This window comes from Mesorhizobium sp. WSM3879, from assembly GCF_002294915.1.
Classification (GTDB): Bacteria; Pseudomonadota; Alphaproteobacteria; order Rhizobiales; family Rhizobiaceae; genus Mesorhizobium.
Map to the genome: position 1 here is coordinate 86642 of NZ_NSFZ01000009.1, position 17720 is coordinate 104361.

General features: G+C 64.6%; 21 protein-coding genes and 1 pseudogene. 13 read left to right on the forward strand and 9 right to left on the reverse strand.

Features of this window, described 5'->3' with window-relative positions; genetic code table 11:
* Positions 1-165: 165 nt before the first annotated feature.
* Positions 166-1070, reverse strand: a pseudogene (locus CK218_RS20545) (alpha/beta hydrolase).
* A 411-nt stretch (positions 1071-1481) separates the two neighbouring features.
* Here CK218_RS20545 and CK218_RS20555 point away from each other — a divergent pair.
* A complete protein-coding gene (locus tag CK218_RS20555) occupies positions 1482-1727 on the forward strand; it encodes an RNA-binding protein (protein ID WP_095828704.1) in 246 nt (81 codons plus the stop codon).
* Here CK218_RS20555 and CK218_RS20560 read toward each other — a convergent pair.
* Positions 1705-2748, reverse strand: a complete 1044-nt coding sequence (locus CK218_RS20560; protein WP_095828705.1) for a P63C domain-containing protein — start codon at positions 2746-2748, stop codon at positions 1705-1707. The genes CK218_RS20555 and CK218_RS20560 overlap by 23 nt on opposite strands.
* Before the next feature lie 121 nt (positions 2749-2869).
* Between CK218_RS20560 and CK218_RS20565 the strand changes: the two genes are divergently transcribed.
* The 6 genes from CK218_RS20565 to CK218_RS20585 all read left to right on the forward strand — a co-directional run bounded on the left by CK218_RS20565 (position 2870) and on the right by CK218_RS20585 (position 6747).
* The gene (locus CK218_RS20565; protein ID WP_210201074.1) at positions 2870-3751 is read left to right on the forward strand and encodes a DDE-type integrase/transposase/recombinase; all 882 of its coding nucleotides are present in this window, start codon (positions 2870-2872) and stop codon (positions 3749-3751) included.
* Positions 3752-3757: 6 nt separating this feature from the next.
* Positions 3758-4060 carry a hypothetical protein gene (locus tag CK218_RS30275; protein ID WP_143749666.1) on the forward strand — a complete coding sequence of 101 codons (303 nt, stop codon included), beginning with the start codon at positions 3758-3760 and terminating at the stop codon, positions 4058-4060.
* Positions 4061-4169: 109 nt separating this feature from the next.
* Positions 4170-5318: an amidohydrolase gene (locus CK218_RS20570; RefSeq protein ID WP_095828707.1), complete on the forward strand. Its 1149-nt coding sequence runs from the start codon at positions 4170-4172 to the stop codon at positions 5316-5318.
* A gap of 191 nt (positions 5319-5509) precedes the next feature.
* The gene (locus CK218_RS20575; protein ID WP_095778924.1) at positions 5510-5872 is read left to right on the forward strand and encodes a VanZ family protein; all 363 of its coding nucleotides are present in this window, start codon (positions 5510-5512) and stop codon (positions 5870-5872) included.
* Positions 5823-6188 carry a hypothetical protein gene (locus CK218_RS20580; protein WP_095828708.1) on the forward strand — a complete coding sequence of 122 codons (366 nt, stop codon included), beginning with the start codon at positions 5823-5825 and terminating at the stop codon, positions 6186-6188. The genes CK218_RS20575 and CK218_RS20580 overlap by 50 nt, the downstream gene beginning before the upstream one ends.
* The gene (locus CK218_RS20585; protein WP_066993040.1) at positions 6178-6747 is read left to right on the forward strand and encodes a DNA-3-methyladenine glycosylase; all 570 of its coding nucleotides are present in this window, start codon (positions 6178-6180) and stop codon (positions 6745-6747) included. The genes CK218_RS20580 and CK218_RS20585 overlap by 11 nt, the downstream gene beginning before the upstream one ends.
* Before the next feature lie 18 nt (positions 6748-6765).
* Here the strand turns inward: CK218_RS20585 and CK218_RS20590 are convergent, their stop codons facing one another.
* Positions 6766-7056: a DUF982 domain-containing protein gene (locus tag CK218_RS20590; RefSeq protein WP_095828709.1), complete on the reverse strand. Its 291-nt coding sequence runs from the start codon at positions 7054-7056 to the stop codon at positions 6766-6768.
* Between the two features lie 149 nt (positions 7057-7205).
* Between CK218_RS20590 and CK218_RS20595 the strand changes: the two genes are divergently transcribed.
* The gene (locus CK218_RS20595; protein WP_066993034.1) at positions 7206-7565 is read left to right on the forward strand and encodes a hypothetical protein; all 360 of its coding nucleotides are present in this window, start codon (positions 7206-7208) and stop codon (positions 7563-7565) included.
* 92 nt (positions 7566-7657) lie between these two features.
* Here CK218_RS20595 and CK218_RS20600 read toward each other — a convergent pair whose 3' ends face one another.
* Positions 7658-8260 carry a cupin gene (locus CK218_RS20600; protein WP_095783468.1) on the reverse strand — a complete coding sequence of 201 codons (603 nt, stop codon included), beginning with the start codon at positions 8258-8260 and terminating at the stop codon, positions 7658-7660.
* A gap of 219 nt (positions 8261-8479) precedes the next feature.
* Between CK218_RS20600 and CK218_RS20605 the strand changes: the two genes are divergently transcribed.
* Positions 8480-8998 (forward strand): hypothetical protein, encoded by a 519-nt coding sequence (locus tag CK218_RS20605; protein ID WP_143749667.1) that lies wholly within the window; start codon positions 8480-8482, stop codon positions 8996-8998.
* A 61-nt stretch (positions 8999-9059) separates the two neighbouring features.
* On the opposite strand, the gene CK218_RS20610 is transcribed toward CK218_RS20605, so the two are convergent.
* From CK218_RS20610 to CK218_RS20630, 5 genes are read right to left on the reverse strand one after another with little or no spacing between them, the layout of a single operon-like run.
* Positions 9060-10256 (reverse strand): arabinose transporter, encoded by a 1197-nt coding sequence (locus tag CK218_RS20610; protein WP_095828711.1) that lies wholly within the window; start codon positions 10254-10256, stop codon positions 9060-9062.
* Positions 10257-10265: 9 nt separating this feature from the next.
* Positions 10266-11282, reverse strand: coding sequence for a zinc-dependent alcohol dehydrogenase family protein (locus tag CK218_RS20615; RefSeq protein ID WP_095783362.1), 1017 nt, complete (start codon positions 11280-11282; stop codon positions 10266-10268).
* Positions 11283-11310: 28 nt separating this feature from the next.
* Positions 11311-11706: a cupin domain-containing protein gene (locus tag CK218_RS20620; protein WP_095783361.1), complete on the reverse strand. Its 396-nt coding sequence runs from the start codon at positions 11704-11706 to the stop codon at positions 11311-11313.
* 19 nt (positions 11707-11725) lie between these two features.
* On the reverse strand, positions 11726-12196 hold the full coding sequence (locus CK218_RS20625; RefSeq protein ID WP_095828712.1) for a cyclophilin-like fold protein: 471 nt from the start codon (positions 12194-12196) through the stop codon (positions 11726-11728).
* On the reverse strand, positions 12193-13383 hold the full coding sequence (locus tag CK218_RS20630; protein ID WP_179294555.1) for an MFS transporter: 1191 nt from the start codon (positions 13381-13383) through the stop codon (positions 12193-12195). Before CK218_RS20630 ends, CK218_RS20625 begins: the two co-directional genes overlap by 4 nt.
* A 148-nt stretch (positions 13384-13531) precedes the next feature.
* Between CK218_RS20630 and CK218_RS20635 the strand changes: the two genes are divergently transcribed.
* The 4 genes from CK218_RS20635 to CK218_RS20650 all read left to right on the forward strand — a co-directional run bounded on the left by CK218_RS20635 (position 13532) and on the right by CK218_RS20650 (position 17720).
* On the forward strand, positions 13532-14425 hold the full coding sequence (locus tag CK218_RS20635) for a LysR family transcriptional regulator (protein WP_095828713.1): 894 nt from the start codon (positions 13532-13534) through the stop codon (positions 14423-14425).
* A gap of 147 nt (positions 14426-14572) precedes the next feature.
* Positions 14573-15400: a transporter substrate-binding domain-containing protein gene (locus tag CK218_RS20640; RefSeq protein ID WP_245435115.1), complete on the forward strand. Its 828-nt coding sequence runs from the start codon at positions 14573-14575 to the stop codon at positions 15398-15400.
* 49 nt (positions 15401-15449) lie between these two features.
* The gene (locus CK218_RS20645) at positions 15450-16730 is read left to right on the forward strand and encodes an FAD-binding oxidoreductase (RefSeq protein WP_095828804.1); all 1281 of its coding nucleotides are present in this window, start codon (positions 15450-15452) and stop codon (positions 16728-16730) included.
* Between the two features lie 18 nt (positions 16731-16748).
* Positions 16749-17720, forward strand: a complete 972-nt coding sequence (locus CK218_RS20650) for an amino acid ABC transporter permease (RefSeq protein WP_066993007.1) — start codon at positions 16749-16751, stop codon at positions 17718-17720.

Below are 17720 nucleotides of genomic sequence, written 5' to 3' on the forward strand. Positions count from 1 at the left end.
CCCGGTGACGATCGTATGGCTCGCCCCCGAATGTCCGCAAGCGGCCAGCCCGGCCAAGCAACGCGGGCCACAGATATCGTTTTCGCGACATCGAGCTGCCAGGCGCGGCCCCAGCATCAAGGCGGTCAGGTCGGGAACATGCCCATTCTGCCTGGCCGCCGGTGGCTACACAAATTGGCGGGCAAAGCTGCCCGCGCTCAGAAGCGCGCGCCGCCCGGCGCTCAATTCCACATTCCAGACCGGCCAGGCATGGATCATATGCGGCCAGATTTCGAGGCGTGCCTCGACGTCCGCTATGCCGGCGGCCTCGGCGAGCCGCGTCGCGTCCGACAGCAGCGTTTCGGCGGAACCGACCTGGATCAGCATTGGAGGAAATCCGGTCAGATCGGCAAACAAGGGCGAGATCAGCGGATCGCGCCGGTCCACATCATGCGGAACATAGGCGCCCGCCAGTTCCTCCAGATAGGCCCGGTGGATGATGGGGTCGATCGCATCCTTGGCTGACAATGTCGTGCCGGACATCGAAAGATCCGTCCAGGGCGAGACCAGCCAAAGGCAGCCCGGCAACCGCTCGCCCGCCGCGCGCAACCGGCCGACCAGTGACAGGCTGAGATTGCCGCCGGCACTGTCTCCGCCGACAACGATGCGATCCGGCGCGACCCTTGATCGGCGAGGAAGCGCCACGCCGCGAGCGCGTCTTCGTGCTGCGCGGGAAAGGGATGTTCCGGGGCGCGCCGATACCCCACCGCAAGCGTGCGCATTCTCATTGCCCGGCCGGCCTCGGTCACCATTCGACGATGGCTTTTGATCGAGCCGGAGCAGTAACCGCCACCGTGGAAGAAGAGCAGCACCTTGTCCGTGCCGGACCCGGGCGCCAGGGACCACTCCGAGGCGAGGCCGTCGAAGACCACCGCCGCGCATCGTATATCGCCCGCAACCGGCCAGGACGAGCCGACCTCGTCGAGCCGCGCCCGGCGTTCATCCCAGCCCACCGGCCGCGGCCTCCACGCCAGCAAGGCACGAATGGCGTTGATTTCCTTTAGATCGAGGTTTTCGCCCGCACCGCTCATTTCTACGCCCCACGACCAAGCGCGCCGCGACTAGTAGCGCTTTGAGCTTTGGCAACGGAAATCGTTGGGATAGTCGCTGGATGTGTCAAGCTGCGTCAGCGAATTGTAGTGTCTCAGTTTGAAATTTGAGCGGCTACGGATCGCGCCCGTCCGAGTGTCGCACCGCGCGCCGAACTCCTATAGGCTTTAAGCGGAAAGCAGAGGAGACGTGGATGTTTTGGGTTCAACTCAGCGGAACGCGGGTAGACGGAGGCCGTGGTGTGGAGCGAATTCCACAATCGTTCGCCAACCTGAGCGAGGCGATTGACTACGCGGAGGACCAGATGGAGAACCACACCTTTCCGTGGGGGACGGCGACAGCTTTCACGATTACCGACGCCGCCGACGCAATCGTCCTCAGAGGGGCCATCCATGCCAACCGGCCCTAAGGGACAGAAGCGACCAGCCGACGTGATCGGCAACGCCGTCCGCGTCATGCGCATTGCCACTGGCGAGGAAGCCGACGACGTGCCGGATGACGGCAAGAGCGCAGCCGCCAAGGAGCTTGGCTCAAAGGGCGGGAAGAAGCGCGCCGCCAATATGTCACCGGAGCGGCGCGCAGAGATCGCTAAGAAGGCTGCCGAGAAGCGGTGGTCTACTTCGCGCCGGGAGGAGTAGGCAGGCGATAGACCCCAGTGTTGAACGGCAACTGCATCGTGTCGTTGAAGCGGGGGTAGTACTCGTCGAGCTTGACCTTGAAATCATCCCAAGTCGCGCTCATGCGCATAAGCAGGATCACGCCCTCCAACAGCCTCTTCATTTCTGGCCGACCGTTCTCAGGCGTTAGATATCGGTTCAACTGTTGCGTCGGCCTTCCCTTGGCATTTCGCCTTACCCGCTCATGAAGTGCTTGACGCACTCCCGGTGCGAGCCGGTCGTAAATGTCATTCGTCCACCTGCCAATCACGCTTGGCTTGGCGGTCGTCTCTGGATTGAACTCCCAACCGTTGAGCCTGAAAATGTGGCGGTAGAAGTCGAGTTCAAAAATGCGCACCCATTGCTGCGCATCCTTCTCAACGTACTTGTCGATGATCTTGTCGATTGCGCGCCTTTTGCGCATGTCTTCAAAGCCGGTGGCGATGTCGACCAGATCATCAATTGCGTGGTTGGTGAGAGCCTTTAGGAAGAACCGGCATGCTTCACCGATATGCTTCTGACTAGGCAGAAGCTTTCCGGCAACCAATGCGTCTTGGTAGACCCAGCAGACATTCGGCAGGACTTTTGCCCGATAGCCAAAGGCGCGACCTTGATAACCTGGGCCTCGCAAGGGGACGAATTCGATCGGAGTTGTCGACGCTATTAAGTCGCTGGAAATAAACTCTTTTAGGTTCGCGGCCCTAAGAAAAGCCGGCAACCCGTCGACGCTAGCTCCTTCGCCACCTTTTGCCTTTCCGGCGCGGCCAACCGCGTTAAGAAAGCCTTCTTGGGTAAGAACTCGCGTGTTCGCCTTGTCATCCAAGACCGCGCACGCGATTTTCAGTTCGCCGATAATAATCACGCCTTCGGCAATAGCCTTCGGCAGGTCCTTGTCGTGGCGGGCGAGAGCTGCCCGTCGCGCGATTGCACTCCGTTCTTCGGCGGTAAGGCTGTTGGTCCGGGCCTGAGCCGCCGCGACTTTCTTTGGGTCTTTGCTGTCCATTCTGTCACCTGCTTGCACGAATCAATGCGCAAGCATATGCATGCACGCAATTTTATGCAAGCAGGTGGCCGATGACACGTCTATGCTTGACACTAAGCATAAAAGTTCAGATATTAGGGGCATGAACAAGCTGCCCCTTCAAACCCGCGTCCAAATCCTCTCGATGCTTTGCGAGGGTAGCTCGATGCGATCGATCTCCCGCGTTGCCGATGTGTCGATCAACACGGTTTCCAAGCTGCTGGTCGGTGCCGGTAAGTTCTGCGCCGATCTGCACGACCGCGAAGTTCGCAACGTCACTTCCAAGCGCATCCAGTGTGACGAAATCTGGTCGTTTGTCGGCGCGAAGGCCAAGAACGTTTCGACCATGAAGCAGCCGGTTGAAGGCGCTGGCGATGTGTGGACCTGGACCGCTCTGGACAGCGACACCAAGCTTATCGTCTCGTGGTTGGTCGGCGGTCGTGACGGCGAATATGCGCTGGCCTTCATGGATGACGTGAAGGACCGTCTTGCGAACCGCGTCCAGCTTACGACCGATGGTCACCGTGCCTATCTCAATGCAGTCGAGGAAGCCTTTGGTGCCGACATCGACTACGCCATGCTCGTGAAGCAGTACGGTGAGCCAGAAAGCAACACATCGCCAGAGCGCCGCTATAGCCCGGCTGTCTGCACTGGCGCTGTCAAAACGCGCGTCGAAGGCAATCCCGATCCAGAGCATGTCAGCACATCGCATATCGAGCGCGCCAATCTCACCATGCGCATGGCAAACCGTCGCTTCACGCGCCTTACCAATGCCTTCTCAAACAAGTTCGACAATCACGTCCACATGGTCGCGATCTACACCGTCTGGTACAACTTCATCAAAATGCACAAGACGCTGAAAATGACCCCTGCAATGGCCGCTGGCGTGTCCAAGACGCTCTGGTCGATGGAAGACCTTTGCGAGAGGATGGATGCCGTCGCGCCGAAGCCGGGCAAGCGCGGGCCTTACAAGAAGCGTGGATGATGTGTGATGGATATCGCGGCAAGGCTTACTGAAGAGACGCGCAAGTGCTTGGAACGCATTACGTCCCTTTCCTGGGACGTTCATGCGGCGGCAATTAGGCGGCGAGCGCCCCGGCCGGCAGGCGATACATACGGCTTCTCCGAAGACGGTGTTTACTTCGACGTGGGAGACACGGCTGAATGGCTCGACAAGCCGGATGGTGACATTCTTCTCAAAGCCTTTGTTGTCGCATTTCCTGATCCATCCTCCGAGGATGGCATTCGCGAAGAGCTATACGTTATCTTGAAACGCCCCGAAAATTCAAACTGAGACACTACCCAGCGAATTCGCCCATGGACTATTTGAATTGATCGGCATGGCACGGCGCGAGCAGAACCCTATTGTGTTTGTGTGAGCTGCAAACCACGCGGAGACGGACGTGACCCTGACCAACCGAGACCTGGTCGAGCTGACGGAATGGCGGCGCAAGCTGCATCGGCAGCCGGAAATCTCCAACGAAGAGGAGAAGACGGCGAAGGAGGTCGTCGACTTCCTCGCCGATACCGGGCCGGACAAGGTGCTGACCGGGCTCGGCGGCCATGGCGTGGCGGCGGTCTATGACAGCGGGCAAGCCGGGCCGACGGTGCTGTTTCGCTCCGAGCTCGACGCGCTGCCGATCCATGAGCTTTCGGGCGTCGCGCATGCCTCACAGGTGCCGGGCAAGTCGCATATGTGCGGCCATGACGGGCACACAGCGATCCTGGCTGCGCTCGGCCGCCAGTTCGGGCGTCAGCGGCCGGCGCGCGGCCGCGTGGTGCTGATGTTCCAGCCGGCGGAAGAGACCGGCAATGGCGCGGCCGGCGTCGTTGCCGATCCGCGCTTTTCCGAGATCCAGCCTGACTTCGCCTTCTCGCTGCACAATCTGCCGGGCGTGCCGTTCGGCGAAGTGAGGCTCAAACCCGGCGTGGTGAACTGCGCCTCGCGCGGCATGCGGATCGTGCTCGAAGGCAAGACCGCGCATTCCTCCATGCCCGAAACCGGCAGCTCGCCGATGCTGGCGGTGAGTGAGCTGATGCCGCAGCTGCCGACGCTCGGGCGCGGCACCTTCGCCGACGACGATTTCGCCATGGTCACCGTCACCCATTGCTCGATGGGCGAAGCGGTGTTCGGCATCGCGCCCGGCTATGCCGAGGTGTGGGCGACGCTGCGCACCCGCCGCGACGAGCGCATGGCGGAGTTGGTTGCAGCGGCGGAAGCGCTGGCGGCAAGAATCGCCGCCCAACACGGCCTTTCCGTCCGCCACGACTATCACGAGATTTTCGTGGCCAGCGTCAACGCGCCGGACGCGGTGGAGCATCTCGAGCGCGCGCTGGACGAGGAAGGCGTGTCGCGCGGCGAGGAAGCCTTGCCGATGCGCGCCTCGGAGGATTTCGGCATCTTCGGCCACAGCGCGAAGTCGGCGATGTTCTTCCTCGGCGCCGGCGAGCACTACCCGGCGCTGCACAATCCCGACTACGATTTCCCGGACGACCTGATCCCGATCGGCTCGAAGATCTTCATGCGCGCGGCGCGCAATCTGCTGGGGTGAGCGGCTGGAAAGGAGGCGCATTCTCCGGCCGGAATTGCGTCGGCACAGAGAGACAGGGCAGTTCACCTTTTCCATGAAACGCTGAACTGAGACGGTGCGCAGGGACGGCCGGACAGCTTTCGCCGGCGGTTTGCGTGTGCCGCGTAGCGCCCTGTATTGTTATGCCGGCTTGCCACTTGTATGAGCGGGGAATGACCTCGATCTCCCGTTTTACCGCCCTCGTGCTGCTGGCGGCCATCACGTTTGCCACCCTCTCACCCGTCCAAATGCGCCCGCACCTGGGTGAAGCGAACATGGAACGCGCTCTCGCCTATGCCCTGTTCGGCCTTGCCTTGGCCTTCGGATTCCGCGCCCGCCTGATGCACGCAATGCTGTTTGTCTGCGCCGCGGCCGGCCTATTGGAATTGCTGCAGGCGGTCGATCCCGGCCGGCATGCCCGGCTCCAGGATGCGCTCGTGAAAGCGGCGGCCGGGCTCATCGGGATTGCCTTGGCGCGGATTGTCTTTGCCGTCGCGAGCAGGGCCGTCGATCGTTCGGCAGGTCCGAGGATTTGAATCCCGGCACGGCAGCGCAGGCAATAGCCGCGCGGAACCCGCTTGGGGTTCTTCGCTGGCGCGGCGCTATCACGCGGAAAAGGTCCGCGAGGTCGGCGACCGGATCATCAAAAACCAGCTGGCGCGGCACCGGCGCGAGATCGCGCCCGACCTCGATCTGGGCGATGCGGCGGCCCTCATCGAGACGCTCCTGGAGAACGTGGTCCACCGCGCCGTCGAACGGCACCCCGTCAGCGTCGCCGGCGAACGCGCGATGGATCAGTGCCGCAGGATGATCATGGCTTACCTGACGAGCGTTGACCGCCATGCCGCCTAGCGCTCACGCCGACCAGCACCACAATTTCTTCGCGCGCGAAGCCGTCACGGTGGCGCGCGCCTTGATCGGCGCGCGGCTCGGCCTCGCCGGCGTCGGCGGCATCATTGTCGAGACCGAGGCCTATCGCCCCGACGATCCGGCCTCGCACAGCTATCGCGGCCGCACGCCGCGCAACGCGCCGATGTATGGCGCCCCCGGCACGGCCTATGTCTATCGCTCCTACGGCTTGCATTGGTGCCTGAATGCGGTGTGCCTGCCGGGCAGCGCCGTGCTGATCCGCGCGATCCAGCCGCAGTCCGGCATCGCCGCCATGCGCGACAGGCGGGGAACCGACGATGACAGGCTGCTATGCTCCGGCCCGGGCAAGCTCTGCCAGGCGCTGGGCGTCGACGGCTCGCATAACGGCCTGTCGCTCATCGCGCCGCCCTTCGAGTTTTCCGCCTCGGAAACCAACGCGGCCGCTATTTTGAGCGGACGCAGGATCGGCATCACGAAGGGCGTGGAGGCGCAGTGGCGGTTCGGCCTCGGCGGATCGCCTTATGTCAGCCGGAAGTTTTGACAGATCGATAGCGATCGATCACGCCGCCATCCATTCGTGCGCGGCACGCGCCGCGGCCAGTTCCATCGCTTCGGCAGCGAGAATGCCGCGCGACCTCGCGAACGCTTCGAAGGCGACGCGTGCGGCTTCGGCATCCTGTTCACCCGAGACCGCCGCCCGGCACAGCGCGAGGGTCGTTGCGTAGGTCGGGCTGCGGCTGCCCGTCCATTCGTCGAGAAACTGATAGGCCTCGAAGACGGTGTTTATCTCGCGCGGAAAGCCGAGCCCGACGAAGATTGCGACGGGCTGAGAGAAACGCTTGGCGGGCATTGCTGTGGGCTCCATGAGGTAAGCTGCTTCGACAACGCGCGTCCCGCAGGCCGGTTGCAGCTCGAAAGCGATTTTGGTTCCCGTCGACGGATACTTGCCCGAAGCCTCCGTGTGTGTTTTCTCGCCCGCACATTAGGAAAGGCTTGCGGATGCGAATCGCAATGATCCTTGCGCTGAGCGCGGCGCTGACTGGATGCGTGACCTCTCCGGTCGACTACGGAGCGAAGCTGTCGCAGCAGGACCCGAAATGGGCCTCGCCGGAATGCCAGCAGGCCCGCATTGCGGCCTCGGACTACGACGTGCGCGAAAAGGAGCATCCCGGCTGGGGTTTTGGCGTGCTGCTCGGCCCGTACAGCATGGGGATGGTGGCGGCGGTGAAGGAGCATGAGCAGCAACAGCGACGGCTTCTTGCCCGCCAGGTGCACCTGCAATGCTCCAGCCAGCCGTTGCCCAAGGAGCTGGATTTCGATCCGGCAACCTACGCGCCGAAGAAGACGCAGTATCCGTAGGCGAAAGCGCGCCGCTGCGACTTCAATCGGCGGCCGCCTTGCTGAAGGCTTAGGTGGGGATGGCCTCACTTGAAGGCGAGGACGCTTGACATTCAGCGTTCGCCCCACGCCTTCAGCAATGGTCCGTCGCGGCCATAGACCGGGTCCTTGCGCGGCCGGCTCACCTTCGGGATCATGCGTAGCGCTTCCGCGTGCTGCTCGGGCTTGGTGCATTCGTCATAGGTGCCGGAGGGCGGGTAGGCGCCGACGACGAGGAAATCGTCGGAAGCCGAGAGCCGCTGGTGACCGGTGCCGGCCGGCAGGACCGCGACGTCGCCGGCCTTGACCGTGAGCGCGCGGCCCTTGTCGCCGCCGAAGCGCACCTTGGCCGTGCCGCGCGCAATGCCCAGCACCTCATGGATGCGCGAGTGGTAGTGGACATAGTCGTAGATGCCGTTGCGCCAACTGCCGCCCCAGCCATTCGCCTTGAATAGCTCCTCGAAGACGGCTGCCGGATCGAGATCGTCCGGCAACGTCACGGCGCCGCGGTAAACGATCAGCGGCCAGGACGGATGGTTCGGAACAAGGCCGTCGTCCTTGAAGCGGAAGGCATTGGCCTTCCTCTGCCTGACCAGATCCGCGAGCCTGGACGTGCCCGGTCTTGCGATCCCGGTCAGCTTCTCGGCTGCTTTCTTGATGCTCTCGACAATGCTCAAAGCCGGGTCCTCCATAAGTGCCGCTTGCAACGCCTTGCGACCTCGGCCGACCGAACTCAACCCGTGGGGACAGCCTTGGTTCCAGAGGTTGCCGACGCCCGCTCGCGGCACGAGCGACCCGGATTGCTTCCCGGCATCGCAGCGGTCAAGCTGCGGGAGGCGCCAGCGTACCATGCGCGACGCCGGCAATGGCCGCGCGCCCTTCCCGAGGAGTTCAAAATGAGTGCATTTTGCCTTTCGACCATCGGCGTTTCCGTTTCGGTGCTGCTTGCGGCATCCGCCTTCCCGGTCCTCGCTTCAGGCAGCGTGGCAAAAGCCCAAAATCTCCATCAACTGTGCCGCCAAGTGAAGAACGACGATACGATCCGCGTCTACTCGCACGAGCTCTACGGCGGCACGGTCAAGGCGTTCAGGAAGCTCTTTCCGGACGCCAAGGGCGCGCCGGCGGAATCGGAACTGCAGGCGCAGACCAACTACCGCTGCATGGACGGCAAGGTGCTGGCCTGCTTCGTCGGGGCAAACCTGCCCTGCGCCAAAATGAACGCCGCGCGCGACAATCCCGGCGCGGACGAATTCTGCAGGGCCAACCCGAATGACGACGTCGTGCCAGCCTTCGCGACCGGCCACGACGCGGTCTATTCGTACAAATGCCTGGATGGTAAAGCGGTGGTGGCCGACGAGACCTGGGTGCTCGACAAGCGCGGCTTTGCCGCCCGGTTGTGGGCCGAAGTGCCCTGAAGCTGACCGAAGAGCCGATCCGACGACCTGCAGAAACGGCGCAGCGGCGGCGCGCTTTCCGTTACATCGTTGCCCAGGCTGACCTGCGGCGAAGCAAGAGCGCGATGGCCAAAGCCGGAAGGGCCGCCGCGGCGGCGGCGAGGAAGACGAACCGCAGCCCGGCGGACGCGGCGATCAGGCCGAGCGCCGGGCTGCCGAAGCCGAGCGCCACGTCGAGAAAGACGGTGTAGAGCCCCACGGCAAGGCCGCGGCTGCTTGCGGGGAGATGGGCGACCGCCTCGGCGCCGAGGCCCGGATAGACCAGCGAGTAGCCGAGCCCGGTCAGGCCTGCTCCGATGGCCGCGACGAGCGGCCCCGGTGCCAGCCAGATCGATAGAAGGCCCGCCGCCTCGACCACCACGAAGATGGCGGCGACGCGGGCGCCGCCGAGTCTGTCCGGCAGGTGGCCGAAGCACAGCCTTGCCGCGATCAGCGATGCCGCATAGGCGGTGAAGGGAAGCCACACCGGATGCCAGCCGCGCTCGGCAAAGAGCAGCGCTGCGAAGGACAGGATCGCGCCATAGCCGAGGCTGCTGAGGGCCGCTCCGACGCCCGGAAGCCAAACCGCTTGCGCGACGCTCGTCCAGGACTGCCGCGCGGCGCTGCCGGCGGCCTTGACGCCGCGCATCGGCAGAGTGGCGAGCAGTGTTGCAAGGGGCAGGACCATTGTGGCGAGAGCGATCGCGGCGAAGCCCCCGGCTTCATAGAGCGCGGACCCGATCGGCGCGCCGAGCGCCAGCGCCGCGAACATTGCCATGCCGATCCAGGCGATGACCTTGCCGGAGTTCTGTCCGCCGGCAAGCGCCAGGCCCCAGGCGACGCCGCCGGTGATGATAAAGCTCTCGGCCGCGCCCAGCACCGCCCTGCCCACGAAGAGCACCGTAGCGGACGCGGCCGGCTGAGCGAGCAAAGCCAGCGAGCCGAGATAGACAAGCCCGGCCAGCGCGGCGGCGACAAGGCCGACCACGACGGCCCGCTTGCCGCCACGCAGATCAGCATAGTTTCCGGCACCAATGCGCGAGAGCAGCGAGGCGACGAACTGGCTGCCCGTCACTCGCCCGACGGCGAACGGGCCGAAGCCGAGCCTGTCATGCAGATGCAGCGGCAGGACGGGCAGCGCCAGGCCGATGAGCAGGAAGCCGGCAAAGACCGCCGCCATGATGGGCAGCAATCTCGCCATCGTCCGGCTTTCGTCGGCTGCTGTGTCCGTCGCGACCATCGCCGGTGCCTAGACCTCGAGCATGACCTTGATGGCGCGCCGCTCGTCCATGGCGCGGTAGCCCTCGGCGACCTCAGTCAGCGGCAGCTTGAGGTCGAAGACCTTGCCGGGCTTGATCCTGCCCTTGAGCACGCGCTCCATCAGGTCGGGCAGGAAGCGGCGCACCGGCGCCGGGCCGCCGAGCATGCGCTTCTGGCCGAAGAACAGTTTCTGGCCGTCGAAGCTCACGCCATGCGGCACGCCGACATAGCCGATGGTGCCCCCGGGGCGCGAGCAGGCCAGCGCCTGGTCGAAGGATTCGGCCGTACCGACGCATTCCAGCACCGAGTCCGCGCCGACGCCCGCGGTCAGTTCCTTGATGCGGGCGATGCCTTCCTCGCCGCGCTCGGCCACGATGTCGGTCGCGCCGAACTCGCGCGCGAGTTTCTGGCGGCTCTCGTGCCGGCTCATGGCGATGATGCGCTGCGCGCCCATCTCGCTCGCCGCGAGCACGCCCATCAGGCCGACGGCGCCGTCGCCGACGACGACAACCGTCGATCCTTGGCGCACCTCGGCCGCATCCGCCGCATACCAGCCGGTGCCGAGCACATCCGAGACGGCCAACAGGTCAGGCACAAGGTCGGCCGCCGGAACCTCGGAAGTCGCCACCAGGGTGCCGTCGGCCAGCGGCACGCGGGCATAAGGCGCCTGCGCGCCCGACATGAACTCGCGTTGCACGCAGGAGGACTGGAAGCCGAAGCGGCAATGCGGGCAGGTGTTGTCGGAGAGGCAGAAGGAGCCGACGACGAACTGGCCGGGGCGCACGTTGCGCACCTCCGCGCCGACCTCGACGACGATGCCGCAATATTCGTGGCCCATATGCATCGGGCGATCGATCGGCTGCAGCCCGCGATACGGCCACAGGTCCGAGCCGCAGATGCAACTCGCCGAGAGCTTGATGATGGCGTCCGTCGGGCGAAGGATCTTCGGGTCCTCGATTTCCTCGCAGCGGATATCGCCGGGCTTATGAAGAACAGTTGCGAGCATTTTGCTTTCCTTTTCGTTCGATCGGTGATCAGGCGCGGTAGTCGGCGTCGCTGACATGTTCCAGCCAGTCCACGACCTTGCCGTCCTTGACCTCCTGGAGGGCAATGTGAGTCATGGCCGTCTCGGGCGACGCGCCGTGCCAATGCTTCTCGCCGGGCGCGAACCAGACGACGTCGCCGGGGCGGATCTCCTCGAGCGGCCCGCCCTCGCGCTGCACGCGGCCACGGCCGGAGACGACGATCAGCGTCTGCCCCAGCGGATGCGTATGCCAGGCGGTGCGGGCGCCGGGCTCGAAGGTGACCTGCGCGCCCTGCACCCGCGCGGCATCGAAGGGATTGAAGAGCGGATCGATCCGGACCGTGCCGGTGAACCAGTCGGAAGGCCCCTTGCCGGACGGCCTCGTGCCAGCGCGAAGAATGTCCATGGTGATCTCCTTTGCGTTCTCACATGCGTTCGATGCGCAGCGGGAACTCGCCGCGTATGTGCAGGGCCTCTTCGCCCCCGTCGAAGCGGCCGAGCCTGATCAGCCCGGGATGGCGGTAGTCGGCGTAGAACATCGCCAGATTGCCCCAGGGCACGAAGTAGCAGAGGTCATAGGGCTGCTCGTTGCCGAACGGGCCGCTGCCCTCTTCGGTCACCTTGCGCGGCAGATAGGCGATCTTTTCGTTGTGCGCGTAGTCGTCGATCGTGAGATCGAGCGGCAGCATGGAAAAGAAATCGCGTGCCGAAGGATTGTCGTAGAGCGTGGCCGTCATGGTTCGGCCATCGAATGTCATTCTGATCTTCATGTCGGCGGGTTCCTGGCTGGCCGGGCCCCTGCCCTGCTGGCTGCGGGCGCGCCGCGGCAGGAGCGTTGATGCGAGCGCGGCGCCGAGCAAAATGCGGCGGCTGAGCGTGGGACGGTCGGTCGTCATGGCAGAGACCTCCCGGCCATGCGCGATGCGGCCAACGCGGCGAGCGCCGATCCGCAAAGCAGCGCCGCGCCGAAGGCGAAGGCTCCCCACCAGCCGACCCTGTCGAAAAGCGTGCCGCCGATCGCGGCGCCGCCGGTAATGGCAAGCTGGATGACGGCCACCTGCAACCCGCCGCCGGCCTCCCCGTCTTCAGGCAGCGTGCGGCTGAGCCAGGTGCCCCAGACGACGGGCGCGGCCGTGCCGAAGAAACCCCAGGCGATAAGCAGCAGGGCTGTAGGAAGGGGTATTGCGCCGAGGGCGATGAGCGCGAGCGCAAGCACGGCCATGACCAGCGGAATGACGATCAGGATGCTGAACAGACGCGCGCGCAGCAGCCGGCCGATGCACCAGGTGCCGCCGACGCCCGCGAGCCCCATGACCAGCAGGATCGCCGAAAGCGTCGCGACGTCGACCTGGGTGACCCTTTCGAGGAAGGGACGCAGATAGGTGAAGAGCGCGAACTGACCCATGAACAGCATCATGACCGATGCCATGCCGACGGCGACCGGAGGACGGCCGAGAAGAGCCAGGCTGTTGCCCGGCCCCTTCCGCCGACGCGGCGGGAGCGGCGGCAGGCTGAGCCACTGCCAGACGAGCGCCAGGAACCCGAGCGGCACGACCAGGAAGAACGCGCCGCGCCAACCGACATAGGCCCCAAGCAGGCTGCCCAGCGGCGCGGCAATGGTGGCCGCGACGGCGTTGCCGGCGTTCAGCATGGCGAGGCCCTTAGGGACCTGCTCCTCGGGGACGAGGCGCATGACGATCGCGGTCGACATCGACCAGAAGCCGCCGATCGCCATGCCGAGCAGCGCGCGGCCGGCCATCAGGAACGCGTAGTTGGGGGCGAAGGTGACGGCAAGCCCGGACGCGATGAGAAGCACAGTGAAGCCGGTGACTACCAGCCTGCGATCGATGCGGCGCGTCAGGCCGGCGACCAGCAGGCTGGTCACGACAGCGAAAATGCCCGAAATCGAGATCGCCTGGCCCGCCCGACCCTCGGTGATACCGAGATCGGTCGCGATCGGCGACAGCAGGCTGACCGGCATGAACTCCGAGGCGATGAGCACCGAAACGCAAAGCGCCATCGAGAGCACCGCCCCCCGCATGGCGCGGTCTTCGACAAGCCTTATGTCGTAAGTGGTTTCCATTCGGGGGCATCCTTGCAAGCGGGGCGCCGGAATCGGCCACGGCCGCCGCGACCTGCCCGGAAGATATTGCAGTGCAACCAATTCGATTAGAGCAGATAATCCGGATGGACTTATCGACCTGTGATATAAATCGACCAGGAGGTTCTCCATGCAGCGCGGCGACATGAAAGATTTGCTGTGGTTCCTGGCTGTCGCCCGGGAGCGCAGCTTCACCAGGGCGGCGGCGGAACTCGGCACGTCACAGTCGACGCTCAGCCACACCATCAAGCAGTTGGAAGCTCGCCTCGGCGTTCGCCTGCTTACGCGCACGACGCGAAGCGTGGCGCCGACGGAAGCCGGCGAGCGGCTCTACCAGTCGCTCGCCCCACGCTTCGAGGAAATCGAGGCGGATCTCGCGGGTCTGGTCGCCTTCCGAGACAAGCCCGCTGGCACGGTACGCATCACGCTGTCCGACCATGCGCTGCAGACGACGGTCTGGCCGAAGCTCGAACCGATGCTCTGCGACTATCCCGACTTGCGCGTCGAGCTCTACAGCGACAATGGCATGCGCAACATCGTGGAGGAGCGCTTCGACGCCGGCGTGCGGCTTGGCGAGAGCGTCGACCGGGACATGATCGCGGTGCGGATCGGCCCCGACTGGCGGCTGGTGGCCATCGCCTCGCCGGAGTATTTCTCCCGCCGCCCAGTCCCGAGGACACCGCAGGATCTGGTCGGGCATGACTGCATCGGCCTGCGGCAGGCGACGTTTGGCGGGCTCTATGCCTGGGAGTTCGAGAAGAAGGGCCGCGAGCTTCGGGTCCGGGTCGATGGCCAGCTGACCTTCAACTCGACCCTGCCGATGATCGATGCGGCGGTAAGCGGCTACGGCATCGCTTATGTCCCGGAAAACCTCGTCAGCCGCCACATCGCGGAGGGGCGGCTGACGCTCGTGCTCGACGATTGGAGCCTGCCCTTTCCGGGCTATCACCTCTATTATCCGAGCCGGCGGCAGCTTTCTCCGGCGATGGCAGTCGTCGTCGAGGCGCTTCGGCATCGGAGTTGAGCCTGGGGCCGGGGGCAGCACGAGCGCCGAGCAGTGGACGCTCATTGCAGGCTGAACTCGGCAATGCCCGACAAAAGATGCTTGACTCGCCCTGCCCCTTCCGGACAATTGCGTTGTCAGACATCTTACATACGAGAGGGAGGTTTCGTGAGGAGATTGATCGCTTGTTTCGCGCTGGCTGCCGGCGCGCTCGCATTCGTGTCGGCAGCGCGAGCGGGAGAAACCCTGGATCGCGTCACATCCAAGAAGGCCATGGTGGTCGCGACCAACAGCGGCTGGCCGCCGCAGAGCTTTCTCGACGAAAGCAACCAGCTGGTGGGGTTTGATATCGACGTCTCGAAAGAGATCGCCAAGCGTCTGGGCGTGGAGGTCAGCTTCGAGACGCCCGACTGGGCCACAATGACCGGCGGCCACTGGCAGGGCCGCTACGACCTCGGCGTCGGCTCGGTGACGCCGACCAAGGCCCGGGCCAAGGTGATCGATTTCGCCGGCATCTATTATTACAGCCCTTATGTTTATGTGGTCCACAAGGACAGCAAGGCGAAGTCCGTGAACGACCTGAACGGCAAGGTGATCGGTGTCGAAACCGCCACGACTTCGGAAGATTTCATCCGCCGTCAGCTGGAGATCGACGCTCCCGGCCTTCCGCCAGTCGAATACAAGCTGCAACCCGGCGAGATACGGACCTTTGCCGATTCCATGCTGCCATTCGACGATTTGAGACTTGGGGACGGCGTGCGGCTCGACGCAGTCATCGCGCCCGAGCAGACCGCCCAGAACGCCATCAAGAACGGGTATCCGCTGCGCATCCTCGAGGGCGACTACGCCTTCCGCGAGCCGCTGGTGGTGATCGCGGACAAGGGTGACGCCGAGTGGACCACCAAGGTCGGCGGCATCATCGACGAGATGAAAAAGGACGGCACGCTCGCCACGCTGACCACCAAATGGTACGGCAAGAACTACAGCACCGACTGACGTTCTTCGCGGGCGGCTTTCAAGGCCGCCCGCTCTCATGCGATTCATCATGACCTATCCCGATACTTACTATCGCCGCACGCTTGCCGACGAGAAGGTCAGACCACCATTGGCGGGTCTGGCCGAATGCGACACGGTCATTGTCGGCGGCGGACTGGCCGGTCTGACGACGGCGCTGCAGCTGGCCCGCGCCGGGCGCGAAGTCGTCCTGCTCGAAGCCGAGCGCGTCGGCTTCGGCGCCTCGGGCCGCAACGGCGGCTTCGTCAGCCCCGGCTTCGCCACCGGCAGCGACAATATCGCCGCGATGGCCGGCACCGCGGCGGCACAGAAGCTGCACCGATTGTCGATCGAAGGCGTTGAATTCGTGCGCCAGACGATCAAGGATCTCGACATCAAGACGGCAAAGCCTCGCCCCGGAATTATCGGCGTGCTTCGCCATGACGGCGGCGCCGAACTGAAGGCCCACGCCGAACGGCTGGCGCGGGATTTCGACTATCCGCTCGAATATCTCGAGCGTGACCAGGTGCGCGCGGTGCTGCAGTCCGAGCGCTACTATCAGGGCCTGCGCGACGCCAACGCCTTCCACATTCATCCGCTCAACTATCTGCGCTCCGTCGCCGAGGAGATCGAGCGGCTGGGCGGCAGGATCCACGAGGCGTCGAGCGCCGTCGAGGCGAGACTCGACGGCCCGCAAAAGACCATGCGCACAGCAAACGGCGAAGTACGCGCGCGGCAGGCGGTGTTCGCCACCGGCGGCTACACAGGACGGCTGCTCGGCCAGTTGAGGCGGGCCATGTTGCCGATTGCGACCTATGTGATGCTGAGCGAGGAGGCCCCGGAGCTCATCGCCAGCGCCATCGCGACGACCGACGGCATAGGCGATAGCCGCCGCGCCGGCGACTACTACCGCGTCGTGGAAGACGGGCGGCGGCTGCTCTGGGGTGGGCGCATCACCACGCGGGCCGCTTCGCCGGCGGCGCTGGCCAGGGAATTGCGCCGGGAGATGGTCGGAACCTATCCTCAGCTCGCTGCGCTCAAGACCGAACTCGCCTGGTCGGGGCTGATGGCCTACGCCCGGCACCTGATGCCCCAGATCGGACAGCTGCAGCCAGGCGTCTGGTATCTCACGGCGTTTGGCGGCCATGGCATCAACACCACCGCCATGGCCGGCAAGGTAGTGGCCGAGGCGATACTCGGCCAGTCGGACCGTTACCGGCTGTTCGAACGGTTCGGACTGACCTGGGCGGGCGGGCCGGCCGGGCTTGCCGCGGCGCAACTCACCTATTGGAAGCTACAGGCGCAAGATTGGTGGCGCGAACGCCCCCGCTGACCACAGGGAGATCGACAGGTGATCGGCAGACTGCTGCTCAATTATCCGGACGCCGCGCGTCGCATCGGCATGTGCCTGGCGCTCGCCGCGTTCGCTGCAGGCCTTTATGGCCTTGGCATCAAAGCCGACTGGATCGGCAAGCTGGTTCCGAGCTCCCTCGAATGGCTTGCCGCCAATCCCGCGGCAGCGCGAGGCGTTTCGGCGGTGCTGATCGCGCTGATCGCGGCGGCCAACTGGAAAGCCCTGCAGCAACTCGGGCGCAAACAGCAGATCGTGGCGGTGTGGATCGAGCTGTTCGTGCTGCTGATGCTGTTCTTCTATTCCTTCGACCTGTCGTTCTCTTTCATTGCCAGGAAGATCGGCTTCCTCGTCTCGCAGGGCGTGGTGACGACGCTCTACATCTCCGCCATTTCGATCGCCATCGCCACGGTCATCGCCTTCATCGGCGCCATAGCCAAGCTCTCCAAGAACGGCGTCGTCTATGGCCTGGCAACGTTCTACACCTCGCTGTTCCGCGGGCTGCCGTTGCTGATGCAGATCTACATCATCTATCTCGGCCTGCCGCAGGTCGGCTACGTGATCGGGGCCGTGCCCGCCGGCATCATGGCGCTGTCGCTTTGCTACGGCGCCTACATGACCGAGATTTTCCGCGCCGGCATCGAAAGCATTCCGCGCGGCCAGACCGAGGGCGCCACCGCGCTTGGCCTCAGCCCCAACCAGACGATGTTCCTGGTGATCCTGCCGCAAGCGATGCGCGTCATCGTTCCCCCGACCGGCAACCAGTTCATCGCGATGCTGAAGGATTCCTCGCTGATTTCGGTGGTCGGCGTATGGGAGATCATGTATCTGGCGCGCACGCAGGGCCAGACCGAGTTCCGGCACATCGAGATGCTGATCACCGCCTCGATGATCTACTGGCTGCTGTCGATCGGGCTCGAATTCCTGCAGTCCCGCATCGAGGAACGGTTCGGGCGCTCGCTGAAGCGCTGA

Coding starts and splice junctions, on each gene's coding strand:
- CK218_RS20575 (WP_095778924.1), top strand. CDS start 5,510: ATGACCTCGATCTCCCGTTTTACCGCCCTCGTGCTGCTGGCGGCCATC.
- CK218_RS20565 (WP_210201074.1), top strand. CDS start 2,870: ATGAACAAGCTGCCCCTTCAAACCCGCGTCCAAATCCTCTCGATGCTT.
- CK218_RS20595 (WP_066993034.1), top strand. CDS start 7,206: ATGCGAATCGCAATGATCCTTGCGCTGAGCGCGGCGCTGACTGGATGC.
- CK218_RS20555 (WP_095828704.1), top strand. CDS start 1,482: ATGCCAACCGGCCCTAAGGGACAGAAGCGACCAGCCGACGTGATCGGC.
- CK218_RS20560 (WP_095828705.1), bottom strand. CDS start 2,748: ATGGACAGCAAAGACCCAAAGAAAGTCGCGGCGGCTCAGGCCCGGACC.
- CK218_RS20615 (WP_095783362.1), bottom strand. CDS start 11,282: ATGCTCGCAACTGTTCTTCATAAGCCCGGCGATATCCGCTGCGAGGAA.
- CK218_RS20590 (WP_095828709.1), bottom strand. CDS start 7,056: ATGCCCGCCAAGCGTTTCTCTCAGCCCGTCGCAATCTTCGTCGGGCTC.
- CK218_RS20635 (WP_095828713.1), top strand. CDS start 13,532: ATGCAGCGCGGCGACATGAAAGATTTGCTGTGGTTCCTGGCTGTCGCC.
- CK218_RS20620 (WP_095783361.1), bottom strand. CDS start 11,706: ATGGACATTCTTCGCGCTGGCACGAGGCCGTCCGGCAAGGGGCCTTCC.
- CK218_RS20630 (WP_179294555.1), bottom strand. CDS start 13,383: ATGGAAACCACTTACGACATAAGGCTTGTCGAAGACCGCGCCATGCGG.
- CK218_RS20610 (WP_095828711.1), bottom strand. CDS start 10,256: ATGGTCGCGACGGACACAGCAGCCGACGAAAGCCGGACGATGGCGAGA.
- CK218_RS20625 (WP_095828712.1), bottom strand. CDS start 12,196: ATGACGACCGACCGTCCCACGCTCAGCCGCCGCATTTTGCTCGGCGCC.
- CK218_RS20645 (WP_095828804.1), top strand. CDS start 15,450: ATGACCTATCCCGATACTTACTATCGCCGCACGCTTGCCGACGAGAAG.
- CK218_RS30275 (WP_143749666.1), top strand. CDS start 3,758: ATGGATATCGCGGCAAGGCTTACTGAAGAGACGCGCAAGTGCTTGGAA.
- CK218_RS20605 (WP_143749667.1), top strand. CDS start 8,480: ATGAGTGCATTTTGCCTTTCGACCATCGGCGTTTCCGTTTCGGTGCTG.
- CK218_RS20585 (WP_066993040.1), top strand. CDS start 6,178: ATGCCGCCTAGCGCTCACGCCGACCAGCACCACAATTTCTTCGCGCGC.